Here is a 16,326-nt window from a genome sequence, read left to right as displayed (position 1 = left end):
CAGGTATTGGTTCTCTATCGTTATACTTTGATCCGCTGGCGTTAAATCATTCGCCCCGGGTGAGCGAAGGTAATGCGAAAACAGCAGCCGGATTTATCGTCTTCCACCAGGGAAAGATGGGCCTGGTTAGCCTCGCACAGTTCCCGGGCCAGATAAAGTCCGAGACCCGTGCCGCTTTTATCGGTTGTGAAGAATGGCTCAAAAACCGATGCTCGCTGATCCGGTGCGATACCGGCACCAATATCACGAACGTCCAGGTAGGTCCGTTCACCATCTGCCGTGGGGCCGGCATGCAGTTCGATGTATCGCTTGCCGGTGTGTTGCTCACTATACCGCAACCCGTTGTCGCAAAGGTTCACCAGCACCTGTTCGATCTGGCTCTTATCAAACCGGGCCGGGGGAATGGCTGAGTCCAGCATCAGTTTGATCTCGGTGGATGGTTGCCGTTCATTGTCCTGTGTTTGCAGGTACTCATCCCTGAACTCGCGAAGCCACACAGTCACATCGAACAGTTCACTGTTGGCCGCTCGCCGACGGGAAAGATCCAGCACGTTTTCGATGATACCGTTTACCCGCCTGGAATGGCGCTGGATGATGTCGAGCATCTGTTGATCGCCCTTGTCCAGATGGGGGGATTCTTCCATCAGTTGCGCGGCGTGGCTGATCGCCCCCAGAGGGTTGCGGATCTCATGGGCAATCCCCGCGGTCAGCCGGCCCAGAGACGCCAGCTTCATTTGTTGCGCCTGCTGGGTGACTTTGCTCATGTCCTCAATAAACACGAGGATGTGATCACCACGTTCCTGGTCAAGCCGGGTGAAGTTTACCTGCAGCAGCGGTGACGTCGGTGATGCCTGGAAGGGCTCCGTCTTGCGGGAGGGATCCTTGAGCCAGGCTTCCAGGCCGAGGCCAAGTGGCTGGGGCAGGTGGCGTCCCCGGTTGTCATTGTTGGATTTTTCGGTCTGGGCGCCGAACAACAGTTCCTCGGCTGCGGCGTTGGCCAGGCGGATCTGGCCGAACCGGTCAAGCACCAGTATACCGGTGCGCATGCGCTGGATGATCTGGCGGTTGATTTGTTCCAGTTCCGCTATGCTGCGGGCCCTGGAGGTGGCCAGGGCCTCGCTGCGTACCATGCGCCTGGAGATGTTCTGAAGGATGAAGGCTGCCGCGAAATAGAGGATCCCCAGGGAGCCCGCACGAACAATGTCATCTGCGGAATGGTCCAGCGCCAGCGCGGCCCAACTGGAAATGCCCAGCGAGCAAATGGCCGCCAGGGCCGCGTAGAAAGTTCCCATGCGACTGGGCGTCAGGATGTTGCCCGCCGCTACCGACACAATCACCAGGTTCGCCAGGCCGCTGGTAATACCCGTGCTGGTCAGCAGCAGGCCGTGGATGATCAGAATGTCCAGAAGAACCGAGAGCGTTATGTGCCGCTGGCTGGGCTGGAAGCCCGGCAACATGATGAGGGCAATGAAGCAGTTCAGGGCGAAGTAACTGACCACCCCGGCCTGATAGTAATCCTGCATGCGGAAGCGGGTATCGAAGTTCACTGGATCCACAAACAGCAAGGCAACCAGCACCAGGCTGATGACCACGCGGTAGTGATTGTAGATGCGGAACAGCTTGACCCGTTGCGTCACTGGGGGGCTGTCTGGCCAGCTTTGTTCGGGGCTGGTTGCCGTTTTTACCATAATTGGTTGGGGTTCCCGGGAGAATTCCGTTGCCTTGAAGGGGTATAATAGCCTTTTCATGGCAATAAGTTACAGGAGCTGTCTCTATGTCCGTTTCACAGCAACCGTCCTCCGCTGGCACGGAACCCCGAAAACTGCGTGTGGTGATGGCGCAACTGGATTTCCTGGTGGGGGATATTCCGGGCAACACCCGGGCTGTGATCGAGGCAACAAAGAAGGCCCATGAAGAACACCAGGCCGATATTGTGGTGTTCCCGGAGCTGTGCCTGACGGGCTACCCGCCAGAAGACCTGCTGCTGAGGCCCAGCCTGGAAGTGCGGGTGGGTGAGGCTCTGGACACACTCTGTCAGGCAAATCTCGAGCCCGCCATTGTGATCGGGGCGCCGATGCGCCAGGGCGGTCTGCTCTACAACTCGGCGGTCGTCATTGAAAGGGGGGATGTCTCGGGGCGCTATTTCAAACGGTTCCCGCCGAATTACCAGGTCTTCGACGAGAAGCGGTATTTTGCCGAAGGACAGGAAACACTGGTCGTACCCATCCATGGCATACAGGTGGGGATCACCGTCTGCGAGGATCTCTGGAGTGACGGGCCGGTGGAAGACGCTGCCGCTGCCGGAGCGCAGTTGATCCTGAACCTGAATGCGTCTCCCTACGATATCGACAAACAGGTGCGCCGCAAAGCGTTGCTGGAGCGCAAGTCCCGGGAAAACCGGGTGAGCATTGTATACGTGAACCTGGTCGGCGGGCAGGATGAGCTGGTGTTCGATGGCGGCTCCATGGTGTTTGATCATTCCGGCCGTTTGGATGTGGAAGCGCCGCAGTTTGTAGAGGGCCTGTTCCCGGTGGATTTCCTGTGTGAACATCCGTGCCAGCCAGTCTCCCAACCCCTCCCTGAGGAGCCGTCGCTGGAGGCGAATGTGTACAACGCTCTCGTGCTTGGGGTGCGGGATTACGTCAACAAGAATGGCTTTAAATCCGTTGTCCTCGGGTTATCCGGTGGGATCGATTCCGCGGTGACGCTGGCGGTTGCGGCCGATGCCCTGGGGGCCGAGCGGGTCCGGGCGGTGATGATGCCGTTCCGCTACACGTCGGGTATGAGCCTGGAAGACGCCGAAGCGGAAGCGGTTGCCCTTGGAGTTCAGTATGACGTGTTCTCCATCGAGCCCATGTACGACGCGTTCATGGCGACTCTGGAGAAGCCGTTCGAAGGCACAAGGCCGGATACCACCGAAGAGAACCTTCAGGCTCGGTTGAGGGGCGTGTTGCTAATGTCCCTGTCCAACAAATTCGGGTCATTGGTGCTAACGACCGGTAACAAGAGCGAGATGGCGGTTGGCTACTCCACTCTTTACGGCGATATGGCGGGTGGTTTTGACGTGCTGAAGGATGTACCCAAAACCCTGGTGTTCAGGCTTGCCAGGTACCGCAATACCGTGTCATCCGTCATCCCGGAACGCGTGATCACGCGCCCGCCGTCGGCGGAGCTGGCGCCGGACCAGAAGGACGAGGACAGCCTGCCGGGCTACGATGTGCTGGATCAGATCCTGAACCTGTATGTGGAGCGGGACTTCAGCGCGGACGCGATTGTCGCAGAGAGCTTTGACCGCACCGATGTGGAGCGGGTCATCCGCTTGGTGGACATCAACGAATACAAGCGGCGTCAGGCACCCATCGGGGTTCGCATTACCGAGCGGGGATTTGGCAAGGATCGTCGTTATCCGATCACCAACGGGTGGCGCAGCGGGAAATAGGGGCAGAGTCCCCATTTCCCGCCAGGGACTACTCGTCTCCCATCAGGCCGAAGGTCACAACGCTTGAGAGAGAGCGGTCCTCTCGCTTCAGCAGGCTGGGTACAAATTCACCGTTGTCGTCAAACGCATTGCTGTCCGGGTAATTCTGCGAAAGCAGGGCGATGGCATCGTCGGCGGCCTTATTCAGATCCATGAAGCGGAAGGTCTCTGCCAGGATAACCAGTGCCTCCTCAACGGACGGCGATGTGGAATAGTTTTCCACCACGTAGCGGGCGCGGTTGTTGGCGGCAATGTAGGCCTCCCGCTTGATGTAGTACCGGGCCGCGTGGATTTCCAGTTCAGCCATGCGGTTGCGGATGGCGATCATGCGCTGACGCGCATCCGGTGCGTATTCGCTGTTCGGGTAACGGTTCAGCAGATCAGAAAAATCACGGAAGGCCTGGCGTTGCTCGCCCGGATCACGTGCGGCAACATCGATCGGGAAGTAGCGTGCGGCCAGGCCGATATCCAGGTTGTAGGAGGCCAGGCCTCGCATGTACATGGCATAGTCCGCGTGTTCGCTCTGCGGGTTCAGGCGCAGAAACCGGTCAGCTGCGGCTCGCGCACCCTCAAGATCCAGATTCTGGTAGCGTGCATAGATCAGGTCCATCTGGGCCTGTTCGGCATAGCGGCCGAATGGGTAGTAGGTTTCCAGAAAATCGAGATTCCGTTCCGCCTCGTTGAAATTGCCGGAGTTCATGGCCTGGCGGGCGTTCTCGTAATAGGTTTCTTCCGGCAGCACTTCTTCCTGTTTGTTGGAAGCGCAGGCGCTGATCAACAGCGCTGTGGTGGTCAGTAGCAATAATCGAACAACTGATCTCATGCCGGAATCCCGTATAATGACTGAAAGCGAATGATCGGCCATTGTAACGGGGAACCTTTGACTTGTGCAGTGGCTGGCCAATCTGATTGAAAATTTCTGACTGAAACGTAACACAACACCAATGGCCCCGGGGGCTTAATGTCTGCTGAAAACCGTATTACCGCTGCTTTTTCCGTTCCGCCGGAGTTGAGTGACCGCCGCCTGGACCAGGCCGCGGCGGAGTTGATGCCGGAGCATTCCCGCTCGCGTCTCCAGGGCTGGATCAAAAGCGGCGCCTTGACCGTCAATGGTGAAAATCGCAAGCCACGGGACAAGGTGATGCTTGATGACCGCCTGGAACTGGACGCCGAGCCGGAGGCGCAGGTGAGCTGGCAGGCGGAATCGATTACCCTCGATGTGGTCTACGAAGACGAGCATCTGCTGGTCATCAACAAACCGGCCGGGCTGGTGGTGCATCCTGCCGCGGGGCATGCGGACGGAACACTGGTCAACGCGTTGCTCAATTATGCGCCGGAAGTGGAAAACCTGCCCCGGGCGGGCATTGTTCACCGTCTTGACAAGGACACCTCCGGCATCATGGTGGTGGCTCGCAGCCTGATTGCCCACACATCCCTGGTAGGCCAGCTGCAGAGCCGCACCATGGGACGGGAATACGAGGCCGTGGTGGTGGGTACATTGACTGGCGGCGCCACCGTGGATGCCCCTATTGGCCGTCATCCCCGCGAGCGTAAGAAGATGGCCGTAGTGCCGACGGGCAAACCGGCGGTTACTCACTACCGGCTGGTTGAGCGATTTGCTGCCCACACCCATGTTCGCTGCAAGCTGGAGAGTGGTCGTACCCACCAGATTCGTGTCCACATGGCCCATGTGAAGCATCCGCTGATCGGTGATCCGCTCTACGGCGGCCGGCTACGACTGCCAAAAGGCACCACGGAAGAATTGCGGGAGGTGCTGGCGGCATTTCAGCGTCAGGCGCTGCATGCGCGCCAGTTGACCCTGGAGCATCCGGAAACCGGAGAGATTCTGACCTGGGAAGTGCCTTTGCCAGAGGATATGGAGCATCTGCTGGCGGCGCTGCGCCAGCACGTTAAGGACCTGGAGCGCAATGAATTCTGAAATACCTCTGATCAAGCCTGATTGGCCCGCGCCCGGGCGAGTCCGGGCGGTGTGTTCCACGCGCCTCGGGGGAGTGAGTGAGGCGCCCTGGGACTCCCTGAATCTTGGTTCTCATGTGGGTGACGACCCTGCCCGGGTCCAGGAAAACCGACAGCGTCTGGCGACCATGGCGGGGATCGGCCCCGGTGGCATTGGTTGGCTTGAGCAGGTTCACGGCACAGAGGTGGCTTCCCTGCCGGCTCACGGCGTTCCCCGGGCTGATGCCAGTTATACAGTTCAGACTGGCCATGCCTGTGTGATCATGACGGCGGATTGCCTGCCGGTATTGCTGTGCGATGAATCCGGCACGCGGGTGGCTGCTGCCCACGCCGGTTGGCGAAGCTTGTGTGGCGGCGTGCTTGAGGCCCTGGTGAATGACATGGGCGGCAAGCCGGCTGAATTGATGGCCTGGCTTGGCCCCGCCATCGGCCCGAAACAGTTTGAGGTAGGCCCCGAAGTGCGGGAAGCCTTCCTGCGCCATGATCCGGCAGCGGCCAGCGCATTCTCGGAGGAAGGCGCACGGGCGGGGCATTTTATGGCGGATATCTATCTTCTGGCCCGGCAGCGTCTCGCTGAATGTGGGGTTCGTCAGGTCTACGGCGGAGATTTTTGCACCGTGTCAGAGCCACAACATTTCTTTTCCTATCGTCGTGATGGACAGACCGGACGCATGGCCAGCCTGATCTGGATAACCGATAACTCCTGACGTCCGTCAATTTTCTGACAGTTTCTGACTGTTGCCGCTTGAAGTCCCCCCGGTTGCCCCTACATTTAATGTCAAAGCAAACAGGATGTCGGCAAAACGCCCGGACATCCGGCCACCGAATCGGGGAAAACAGATTATGCGAATCGACAAACTCACCAGCCGGCTGCAGACCGCTCTTGCGGATGCGCAGTCACTTGCGGTCGGCAAGGATCACAATTTTATCGAGCCCGTTCACCTGATGCAGGCGCTGCTGGATCAGGACGCCAGCTCCATCAAGCCGCTGTTGAAGCAGATTGGCGTGGAGCCGGGCCGGGTTCGCCAGGCCATCGCCCGGGAGATTGAGCACCTGCCGGAGGTTCAGGGTTCTGCGGGTGACGTGTCCATGTCCAATGACATGGGGCGACTGTTCAATATCGCCGACAAGCTGGCGCAAAAGCGCAAGGACCAGTTCATTTCCAGCGAATTGATGTTGCTGGCTGCCCTGGAAGACCGCGGCACCCTCGGGCGGATTCTGCGGGAGCAGGGCGTGGACAAGGCCGTCCTGGAAAAGGCCATTGATGAGGTGCGCGGTGGCGAGCCGGTGAACGACGCGGCTGCCGAGGAAAGCCGGCAGGCGCTGTCCAAGTACACCATTGACCTTACCGAGCGCGCCGAGGCGGGCAAACTGGACCCGGTGATAGGGCGCGACGACGAGATTCGACGCACCATTCAGGTCCTGCAGCGTCGTCGCAAGAACAACCCGGTGCTGATTGGTGAACCTGGCGTAGGTAAGACTGCCATTGTCGAGGGCCTGGCACAGCGAATCGTGAATGGCGAAGTTCCGGATGGCCTGAAAGACAAGAAGGTACTGTCCCTGGATATGGGCTCACTGATTGCCGGCGCCAAGTTCCGGGGTGAGTTCGAGGAACGCCTGAAGGCGGTGCTGAATGAATTGTCCAAACAGGAAGGCCAGATCATTCTGTTCATTGACGAAATCCATACCGTGGTGGGTGCCGGCAAGGCGGAAGGTTCCATGGACGCGGGCAATATGCTCAAGCCGGCGCTGGCGCGGGGCGAGCTGCACTGCGTGGGCGCCACAACCCTGGACGAGTATCGCGAGAATATCGAGAAAGATGCAGCCCTGGAGCGCCGTTTCCAGAAAGTACTGGTCAGCGAGCCGAACGAAGAAGACACCATCGCCATCCTGCGGGGTCTGAAGGAGCGGTATGAGGTGCACCACGGCGTGGAGGTGACCGATGGCGCGATCATTGCGGCTGCCAAGCTGTCCCACCGTTATATCGCTGACCGTCAGTTGCCGGACAAGGCGATTGATCTGGTGGACGAGGCGGCGAGCCAGATCCGTATGGAGATGGACTCCAAACCGGAAGCGCTGGACCGCCTGGAACGCCGCCTGATTCAGCTCAAGATCGAGCGGGAGGCGCTGAAAAAAGAAACCGATGCCGCCTCGAAAAAACGTCTGGAAGAATTGTCGGACGTGATTTCTAAGGTAGAGCGTGAATACGCGGATCTGGAAGAGGTGTGGAACACCGAAAAGGCTGCGTTGCACGGCTCCCAGAAGATCAAGAGCCAGCTGGAACAGGCCAGGATTGATCTGGAAAACGCCCGCCGCAGCGGTGATCTGGGCCGCATGTCCGAACTGCAATACGGCAGGATCCCGGAGCTGGAACGCCAGCTGGATATGGCCAGTCAGGCCGAGATGATGGAGATGAAACTGCTGCGCAATCGGGTGACGGACGAGGAAATTGCCGAGATTGTTTCCAAGTGGACGGGCATTCCTGTCTCCAAGATGCTGGAAGGCGAGCGCGACAAGCTGATGCGCATGGAAGAGGCGCTCCACGGCCGGGTGATTGGTCAGGAAGAGGCCGTAGAAGCGGTATCCAACGCGGTACGCCGTTCCCGCGCGGGGCTGTCGGATCCTAACCGGCCCAATGGTTCGTTTCTGTTCCTTGGTCCGACCGGTGTAGGTAAGACGGAGCTGTGCAAGGCATTAGCCTCGTTCCTGTTCGATACCGAAGAGGCGATGGTGCGCATCGACATGTCGGAATTCATGGAAAAGCACTCCGTGGCCCGGCTGATTGGCGCGCCTCCGGGCTATGTGGGCTATGAGGAGGGCGGTTACCTGACCGAAGCGGTCCGTCGTCGTCCCTATTCGGTGCTGCTGCTCGATGAGGTTGAGAAAGCTCATCCGGATGTGTTCAACATTCTGTTGCAGGTGCTGGAAGACGGTCGCCTGACCGATGGCCAGGGCAGAACGGTGGATTTCCGCAACACCGTTATCGTGATGACGTCGAACCTGGGGGCCGACATCATCCAGCAGAAAGCCGGCGAGGAGAACTACGAGGCCATGAAGAGCGCGGTGATGGACGTGGTGGGCACGCATTTCCGCCCCGAGTTCATCAACCGCGTGGACGAAGTCGTGGTCTTCCATCCGCTGGCGGAGAGCCAGATTCAGGGGATCGCCAGGATCCAGGTCGAATCGCTCAGCCAGCGCTTGAAGGATCAGGATATGAAGCTGGAGCTGGACGATGCCGCCATGGAGCTGCTGGCGGAAGTGGGCTACGACCCGGTCTACGGGGCGCGGCCACTGAAGCGGGCGATTCAGCGGATGATCGAGAATCCGTTGGCGCAGCGCCTGCTGCAGGGAGAGTTTTTGCCCGGGGATACCATCAGGGGAACCGTGCAGGAGCACAAACTGGTTTTTGCCAAAGCCTGATCGTTGTGCAGTCCTGAAATCAGAAAGGGGCGGTCAGTTTGATCGCCCCTTTTTTATTCTCTTTGCTTAACGTTCGCCTTGGTCTTCGCCCTCGGCTCCGCAATTTTCGTCCGCGATTTCCTGGAAATTCTCGCGCTGCTCCTCTATTTCTTCCGGAGACAGGTAGCGTTGCTCTCCGTCCTCTTCAATGCGAATCCGGCTGTTGCGATCAAGGATGTTCAGGTTGCTGCGGGCTGTCGAGCAATTGGCTTCCCGTTGTTTGCGGCGGGCTTCCTCCACGGCGGATTCTTCACGCTTACCGGCTTCATCCGCTTCACGTGCTTCAAGCTCATCCAGTTGTTCCTGGGGGCTCTGGCGTTGTTGGCCGCCCGAGGATTTCCCGGTGCGAACGCTGACCCGCTCTGACTGCTTGCCGGTTGGTTGCCGGTCGCCGAAGTGGGTTACGCCATTTTCGTCGGTCCACTTGTAGACGGAGGCGCCAGTGGCGGTAAGTGGGGCAACGGCCAGAATGATGGCCAGTGTCAGGGTTCTTTTGTTCATTGCTATACTCATCTCGCGTTAGCCGTTTCGGGGCAACACCGGGGCTGCTCCGTTGTATTTCGGTGGTTTTATCATGCCATCCGCTGGCCGTTTTTTCTCTAGCCTGGTTCAAATACTCGGACAAAGTATGGCAGACCTTTCGCCAGTATGGGGATAGAATCCATGCGCTACTATTGACAGGGAGTTTCCCGCTGTCAAAATTACCGATTGCCTGAAGACAGGGGTCAATACGGCAGGCAATCCCGAGCGAGTATCCCCCGTTAATCACCACACTGAACGCGCCGCGCACAGGTCGCGGGATGGTTGTTGCTCATTTGCAACCCGTCGATTGGCCGTTCTCCGCAACCCTCAGGAGGGCGGCTGGCCAGGAGACAACCTCTTAAAGGTAGTGTGGAGGAGCAGCCGGTGCCGCTTTCACAAGAAGCAGGCAGGCCGGGTATCCAGGCAACCGGGATTTTTCCCGGCTCATTCACTCGTAGAAGAGGGTAGAAAATCGTGGAGTTATTGTCTGGCGCCGATATGCTGATCCGGTCCCTTCAAGATGAGGGTATCGAATACATATACGGCTATCCGGGTGGTGCAGCCCTTCATATTTATGATGCGCTGTTCAGGCAGGACAAAGTCAAGCATATTCTGGTTCGGCACGAACAGGCCGCGGTCCATATGGCCGACGGTTATGCTCGCGCAACCGGAAAACCAGGTACCGTACTGGTGACCTCGGGTCCTGGAGCCACCAACACTATTACCGGCATTGCCACTGCGTTCATGGATTCCATCCCCATGGTGGTTCTGTGCGGTCAGGTTGCATCCACCCTGATAGGTGAGGATGCATTCCAGGAAACCGATATGATCGGTGTCTCCCGTCCTGTGGTAAAACACAACCTGAGCGTACGTCACCCCGAGGAAATTCCCGAGGTGATTCGCAAGGCCTACTACATCGCTTCGACTGGCCGTCCCGGTCCGGTTGTGGTGGATATCCCCAAGGATATGACCACGCCGAACGAGCGTTACGAGTACGTTTTCCCCAAGAAGGTCAAGCTGCGTTCCTACAATCCTGCGATCCGTGGCCATGCCGGGCAGATCAAGAAGGCTGTGGACATGCTGCTGGCGGCCAAGCGCCCGATCATCTATGCGGGTGGCGGCGTTATTCTGGGCAAGGCCTCTGGTCAGTTGACCGAACTGGTGCGCATGCTGGGTCATCCCATCACCAACACCCTGATGGGTATCGGGTGTTACCCGGCCTCTGACAAGCAGCACCTGGGCTGGTTGGGTATGCATGGCACCTATGAGTCCAATATGGCCATGCACCATTCGGATCTGATCCTCTGTGTGGGTGCGCGCTTCGATGACCGTGTGACCAACGCCACCGAGAAATTCTGTCCCGGGGCGCGGATTGTCCACATCGACATTGATCCGGCTTCCATCTCCAAGACCATTGATGCAGATGTGCCTATCGTGGGGCCGGTCGATGCGGTGCTCAAAGAGATGATCTCGCTGGTCAAGGAAAGCAAGGAAAAGCCTGATGCGGATGCCCTTGCGTCCTGGTGGAAACAGATCGAAGAGTGGCGCGCCTTCCATGGCATGCGCTATGAAACCAGTCCGGATGTGATCAAGCCGCAGGAAGTGATTGAAACGTTGTGCCGGCTGACCAAGGGTGAAGCGTTTGTCACCTCCGACGTGGGGCAGCACCAGATGTTCGCGGCCCAGTACTACAAGTTTGACAAGCCCAACCGCTGGATCAACTCCGGTGGCCTGGGGACCATGGGCTTTGGCCTGCCGGCGGCCATGGGGGTCAAGCTGACTCATCCGGACGACGAGGTGCTCTGTATCACCGGTGAAGGCAGTATCCAGATGAACATTCAGGAGCTGTCCACCTGTAATCAGTACAATCTGCCGGTGAAGATCATTAACCTCAACAACCAGGCCCTGGGCATGGTCAAGCAGTGGCAGGACATGAACTACGAGTCCCGCCATTCCCAGTCCTACATGGAATCCCTGCCGGACTTCGTCAAGCTGGCGGAAGCCTATGGCCACGTGGGAGTCCGGATCGACCGTAAGGAAGACCTGGAAACCAAGCTGAAAGAAGTGTTGGCCATGAAGGACAAGCTGGTATTCGTGGATATTTACGTGGACCGGTTTGAGCACGTGTATCCGATGCAGGTGGCCCGTGGTTCCATGAAAGACATGTGGCTCAGCAAGACGGAGAGGGTGTGATCATGCGTCGAATCATTTCTGTTTTGCTTGAGAACGAGCCAGGTGCACTGTCGCGGGTTGTGGGTCTGTTTTCCCAGCGCAACTACAACATCGAGACCCTTACGGTGGCTCCGACCGAGGACGAGACCCTGTCTCGTCTGACCGTCACCACCACGGGGTCGGACAAGGTTATCGAGCAGATCACCAAACAGTTGAACAAGCTGATCGAGGTGGTAAAGCTGGTGGACCTGACTGAAGGCTCTCACATTGAGCGCGAGTTGATGTTGGTCAAGCTCAAGGCCACGGGATCCCAGCGTGCTGAGATCAAACGCACCGTTGATATTTTTCGTGGTCAGATCGTGGACGTGACCAGTTCGGTCTATACGGTTCAACTGGCGGGTGACAGCGAGAAGCTGGATGGTTTCATTCAGGCGGTGGGCACGTCAGGCGTGCTTGAGGTTGTCCGTACTGGTGTATCCGGTATCGCCCGCGGCGAAAAGGTGCTGAGTCTCTGACCGGTGCCCATTCATTTTTAAATCATGACCCCGGAAGCGGGGTCGTTACAATACAGAGGTTATCCCATGCAGGTTTATTACGATAAGGATTGCGATCTTTCTCTCATCCAGGGCAAGAAAGTGGCCATCATCGGTTTCGGTTCCCAGGGCCATGCCCACGCGTGCAACCTGAAAGAGTCCGGCGTTGATGTCACCGTTGGTCTGCGCCCCGGTTCTTCTTCCATTGCCAAGGCGGAAGCCTACGGCCTGAAGACCAGCGACGTACCGTCTGCCGTTGCCGCCGCTGACGTGGTGATGGTCCTGACTCCGGACGAGTTCCAGGCTCAGCTGTACGCCGCGGAAATCGAGCCGAACCTGAAGCAGGGCGCTACCCTGGCATTCGCTCACGGCTTCGCTATCCACTACAACCAGATCGTTCCGCGCAAGGATCTGGATGTCATCATGGTCGCTCCTAAAGCGCCGGGCCACACCGTTCGCACCGAGTTCACCCGTGGCGGCGGTATCCCTGACCTGATCGCGATCTTCCAGGACGCTTCCGGTAACGCCAAGAACCTGGCCCTGTCCTACGCCAGCGGAATCGGCGGTGGTCGTACCGGCATCATCGAAACCACTTTCAAGGACGAGACTGAAACCGACCTGTTCGGTGAACAGGCGGTTCTGTGTGGTGGTGCGGTTGAGCTGGTCAAGGCCGGTTTCGAAACCCTCACCGAAGCTGGTTATGCTCCGGAAATGGCCTACTTCGAGTGTCTGCACGAGCTCAAGCTGATTGTTGACCTGATGTACGAAGGCGGCATCGCCAACATGAACTACTCCATCTCCAACAACGCGGAGTATGGTGAGTACGTGACCGGACCAGAGGTAATCAACGAGCAGTCCCGCGAAGCCATGCGCAACGCACTGAAGCGCATCCAGAGTGGTGAGTACGCGAAGATGTTCATCTCCGAAGGGGCTCTGAACTACCCGTCCATGACGGCGCGTCGTCGCCAGAATGCGGCTCACGACATTGAAACCGTGGGTGAGAAGCTGCGTGACATGATGCCGTGGATCTCCGCGAACAAGATCGTGGACAAGGACAAGAACTAAATCGGGTTTCCGGTAAGTTCTGAAAACGCGGCCCGGGTGGCCGCGTTTTTCGTATATACTCCGCATAAATGCTTTCCGGAGTGAGTGGAATGACTGAAGACAGGAAAATCCCGGAATCGAAAGAATCCGAAAAGGCCGGCAAACCTTCCAATGCCTCCTCGGTGAATGAGTTCGAGCCGGGTGAGGTTGTAGAGGAAGAGCTTGTGGAGGGCGCACCGGTGAGGCGCAAAGGCATTTATCTATTGCCGAATGCGTTGACGACTGCGTCATTGTTTTCGGGTTTTTATGCGATTGTGTCCGCTGCCAATGGCGTGTTCGATAATGCCGCGATTGCGATTTTCGTCTCCATGATACTGGACGGTCTTGACGGCCGGGTTGCCAGAATGACCAATACCCAGAGCAAATTTGGTGAGGAGTACGACAGCCTGGCTGATATGGTGGCCTTTGGCGTGGCGCCGGGACTGGTGGCGTTCTTTTGGTCGCTCAATGAGTTGGGTCAGGTAGGTTGGGCGATAACCTTTATCTACGTGGCCGGGGCTGCTCTGCGCCTGGCGCGGTTCAATACCCAGATTGGTTCCGTAGACAAGAAGTTCTTTGTCGGGCTGCCGAGTCCGGCTGCTGCGGCGTGTTTGGCCGGGCTGGTGTGGTGCTTCCATGATGTAGATCCGGCGACGTGGCTGACGCTCATGACCATTGTCGTAGTCGGCGGCAGTGGTGTGTTGATGGTCAGCAATATTCTGTATCGCAGCTTCAAGGATCTGGACCTGCGGGGCCGGGTGCCTTTCGCGGCGATCTTGCTGGTGGTGCTGATCTTCGTGGTGGTCGCTCTGGATCCTGCCACCGTACTCTTTACCGGGTTCCTGGTTTATGGGTTGTCCGGTCCCTTCCTGGCGCTGACGCGCAAAGCCCGCCGAAAACCAGGCAGTGCCGCCTGAGCGGGAATCTTCCGGCCCGCGTGATCGGGCCGGAAATCCCGGGGATACGGCCTGTTCTGTTGGTTAATTGATCGGTTTGGGCGTATTCTGAGCAAGCGGGTAGGGGGAAACCGAAATATCTCCGAAATAGTTTGAAAAGCTCGTTGACACCTCGCCTGAGCTCTGTAGAATGCGCATCTCTTTCGAGGGGTAAGCCACTGAGGCGGCTCCGGATTCGAAAGGCAACTGTTTGAAAGTATTGAAGAAAACGAGTTTCAAATTTCTTCAGAAAGCGGTTGACAAGGTGGCGGTTCAGTGTAGAATGCGCGCCTCGATACAGCAGTAAGCCGGTGAGTTTTTCGGCGGTTTCCGGAGACGGAAACAGCGAGAAATAAACGGTTGACAAGGCGGCGGAGCGATGTAGAATACGCCACCTTGATCGGGCAAGCCCCGAACGCTCTTTAAAAAGTTAACCAAGTAATTCGTGTGGGCGCTGGCCGAGGTGTTTCGGATACGAAATATCAGGACAGTGACTCGTCGAAATTGAGTTTTGTCTTGAGCAAGAATAGGGAATCTTCGGATTCTTGTATGATTTAAACTGAAGAGTTTGATCATGGCTCAGATTGAACGCTGGCGGCAGGCTTAACACATGCAAGTCGAGCGGTAACAGGGGGAGCTTGCTCCCCGCTGACGAGCGGCGGACGGGTGAGTAATGCTTAGGAAACTGCCCAGTAGTGGGGGATAGCCCGGGGAAACCCGGATTAATACCGCGTACGCCCTTCGGGGGAAAGCAGGGGATCTTCGGACCTTGCGCTATTGGATGTGCCTAAGTCGGATTAGCTAGTTGGTGGGGTAAGAGCCTACCAAGGCGACGATCCGTAGCTGGTCTGAGAGGATGATCAGCCACATCGGGACTGAGACACGGCCCGAACTCCTACGGGAGGCAGCAGTGGGGAATATTGGACAATGGGGGCAACCCTGATCCAGCCATGCCGCGTGTGTGAAGAAGGCTTTCGGGTTGTAAAGCACTTTCAGTGAGGAGGAAAACCTTATGGCTAATACCCATGAGGCTTGACGTTACTCACAGAAGAAGCACCGGCTAACTCCGTGCCAGCAGCCGCGGTAATACGGAGGGTGCAAGCGTTAATCGGAATTACTGGGCGTAAAGCGCGCGTAGGTGGTTTGATAAGCGAGATGTGAAAGCCCCGGGCTTAACCTGGGAACGGCATTTCGAACTGTCAGGCTCGAGTGTGGTAGAGGGTAGTGGAATTTCCTGTGTAGCGGTGAAATGCGTAGATATAGGAAGGAACACCAGTGGCGAAGGCGGCTACCTGGACCAACACTGACACTGAGGTGCGAAAGCGTGGGGAGCAAACAGGATTAGATACCCTGGTAGTCCACGCCGTAAACGATGTCTACTAGCCGTTGGGACTCTTGAAGTCTTAGTGGCGCAGCTAACGCACTAAGTAGACCGCCTGGGGAGTACGGCCGCAAGGTTAAAACTCAAATGAATTGACGGGGGCCCGCACAAGCGGTGGAGCATGTGGTTTAATTCGACGCAACGCGAAGAACCTTACCTGGCCTTGACATGCAGAGAACTTTCCAGAGATGGATTGGTGCCTTCGGGAACTCTGACACAGGTGCTGCATGGCCGTCGTCAGCTCGTGTCGTGAGATGTTGGGTTAAGTCCCGTAACGAGCGCAACCCCTATCCCTAGTTGCTAGCAGTTCGGCTGAGAACTCTAGGGAGACTGCCGGTGACAAACCGGAGGAAGGTGGGGATGACGTCAGGTCATCATGGCCCTTACGGCCAGGGCTACACACGTGCTACAATGGCGCGCACAGAGGGCTGCAAACCCGCGAGGGGGAGCTAATCTCACAAAACGCGTCGTAGTCCGGATCGGAGTCTGCAACTCGACTCCGTGAAGTCGGAATCGCTAGTAATCGTGAATCAGAATGTCACGGTGAATACGTTCCCGGGCCTTGTACACACCGCCCGTCACACCATGGGAGTGGATTGCACCAGAAGTGGTTAGTCTAACCTTCGGGAGGACGATCACCACGGTGTGGTTCATGACTGGGGTGAAGTCGTAACAAGGTAGCCGTAGGGGAACCTGCGGCTGGATCACCTCCTTAAACGAAGCCGAATGCTTCGGTCAGAGTCCACACGAATTACTTGGTTGGCTAATAAAGAGAGCAAAAGGGTC

At 57.7% G+C, this 16,326-nt stretch carries 11 protein-coding genes and 1 rRNA gene; 9 read left to right on the top strand and 3 right to left on the bottom strand.

What is annotated here, in order from left to right; all coding sequences use genetic code 11:
• Positions 1–41: 41 nt before the first annotated feature.
• Positions 42–1,688 carry a sensor histidine kinase gene (locus ACJO5Y_RS14160; RefSeq protein WP_406988070.1) on the bottom strand — a complete coding sequence of 549 codons (1,647 nt, stop codon included), beginning with the start codon at positions 1,686–1,688 and terminating at the stop codon, positions 42–44.
• An 86-nt stretch (positions 1,689–1,774) separates the two neighbouring features.
• Here ACJO5Y_RS14160 and ACJO5Y_RS14155 point away from each other — a divergent pair, with 86 nt between their 5' ends.
• On the top strand, positions 1,775–3,439 hold the full coding sequence (locus tag ACJO5Y_RS14155; RefSeq protein WP_406988069.1) for an NAD+ synthase: 1,665 nt from the start codon (positions 1,775–1,777) through the stop codon (positions 3,437–3,439).
• 28 nt (positions 3,440–3,467) lie between these two features.
• On the opposite strand, the gene ACJO5Y_RS14150 is transcribed toward ACJO5Y_RS14155, so the two are convergent.
• The gene (locus ACJO5Y_RS14150; protein WP_406988068.1) at positions 3,468–4,301 is read right to left on the bottom strand and encodes an outer membrane protein assembly factor BamD; all 834 of its coding nucleotides are present in this window, start codon (positions 4,299–4,301) and stop codon (positions 3,468–3,470) included.
• A 138-nt stretch (positions 4,302–4,439) separates the two neighbouring features.
• Here ACJO5Y_RS14150 and rluD point away from each other — a divergent pair, with 138 nt between their 5' ends.
• The 3 genes from rluD to clpB all read left to right on the top strand — a co-directional run bounded on the left by rluD (position 4,440) and on the right by clpB (position 8,875).
• Positions 4,440–5,417 (top strand): 23S rRNA pseudouridine(1911/1915/1917) synthase RluD, encoded by a 978-nt coding sequence (gene rluD / locus ACJO5Y_RS14145; RefSeq protein WP_406988067.1) that lies wholly within the window; start codon positions 4,440–4,442, stop codon positions 5,415–5,417.
• On the top strand, positions 5,407–6,162 hold the full coding sequence (gene pgeF, locus ACJO5Y_RS14140) for a peptidoglycan editing factor PgeF (RefSeq protein ID WP_406988065.1): 756 nt from the start codon (positions 5,407–5,409) through the stop codon (positions 6,160–6,162). The genes rluD and pgeF overlap by 11 nt, the downstream gene beginning before the upstream one ends.
• A 136-nt stretch (positions 6,163–6,298) precedes the next feature.
• Positions 6,299–8,875 carry an ATP-dependent chaperone ClpB gene (clpB, locus tag ACJO5Y_RS14135; protein WP_406988064.1) on the top strand — a complete coding sequence of 859 codons (2,577 nt, stop codon included), beginning with the start codon at positions 6,299–6,301 and terminating at the stop codon, positions 8,873–8,875.
• A 66-nt stretch (positions 8,876–8,941) separates the two neighbouring features.
• Here the strand turns inward: clpB and ACJO5Y_RS14130 are convergent, their stop codons facing one another.
• Positions 8,942–9,415, bottom strand: coding sequence for a DUF4124 domain-containing protein (locus ACJO5Y_RS14130; protein ID WP_406988063.1), 474 nt, complete (start codon positions 9,413–9,415; stop codon positions 8,942–8,944).
• 495 nt (positions 9,416–9,910) lie between these two features.
• Between ACJO5Y_RS14130 and ACJO5Y_RS14125 the strand changes: the two genes are divergently transcribed.
• The 5 genes from ACJO5Y_RS14125 to ACJO5Y_RS14105 all read left to right on the top strand — a co-directional run bounded on the left by ACJO5Y_RS14125 (position 9,911) and on the right by ACJO5Y_RS14105 (position 16,255).
• Positions 9,911–11,629 (top strand): acetolactate synthase 3 large subunit, encoded by a 1,719-nt coding sequence (locus tag ACJO5Y_RS14125; protein ID WP_406988062.1) that lies wholly within the window; start codon positions 9,911–9,913, stop codon positions 11,627–11,629.
• 2 nt (positions 11,630–11,631) lie between these two features.
• Positions 11,632–12,123 carry an acetolactate synthase small subunit gene (gene ilvN / locus ACJO5Y_RS14120; protein WP_070970156.1) on the top strand — a complete coding sequence of 164 codons (492 nt, stop codon included), beginning with the start codon at positions 11,632–11,634 and terminating at the stop codon, positions 12,121–12,123.
• A gap of 66 nt (positions 12,124–12,189) precedes the next feature.
• Positions 12,190–13,206, top strand: coding sequence for a ketol-acid reductoisomerase (ilvC, locus tag ACJO5Y_RS14115; protein ID WP_406988060.1), 1,017 nt, complete (start codon positions 12,190–12,192; stop codon positions 13,204–13,206).
• A gap of 89 nt (positions 13,207–13,295) precedes the next feature.
• A complete protein-coding gene (gene pssA / locus ACJO5Y_RS14110; protein WP_406988059.1) occupies positions 13,296–14,141 on the top strand; it encodes a CDP-diacylglycerol--serine O-phosphatidyltransferase in 846 nt (281 codons plus the stop codon).
• 574 nt (positions 14,142–14,715) lie between these two features.
• Positions 14,716–16,255, top strand: a 16S ribosomal RNA gene (locus ACJO5Y_RS14105).
• Positions 16,256–16,326 lie beyond the last annotated feature (71 nt).

Source organism: Marinobacter alkalisoli (assembly GCF_045449855.1).
Taxonomy (GTDB): domain Bacteria; phylum Pseudomonadota; class Gammaproteobacteria; order Pseudomonadales; family Oleiphilaceae; genus Marinobacter.
The sequence above is the reverse complement of the archived record's forward strand: the minus strand, read 5'-3'. Positions and strand labels throughout refer to the sequence as shown.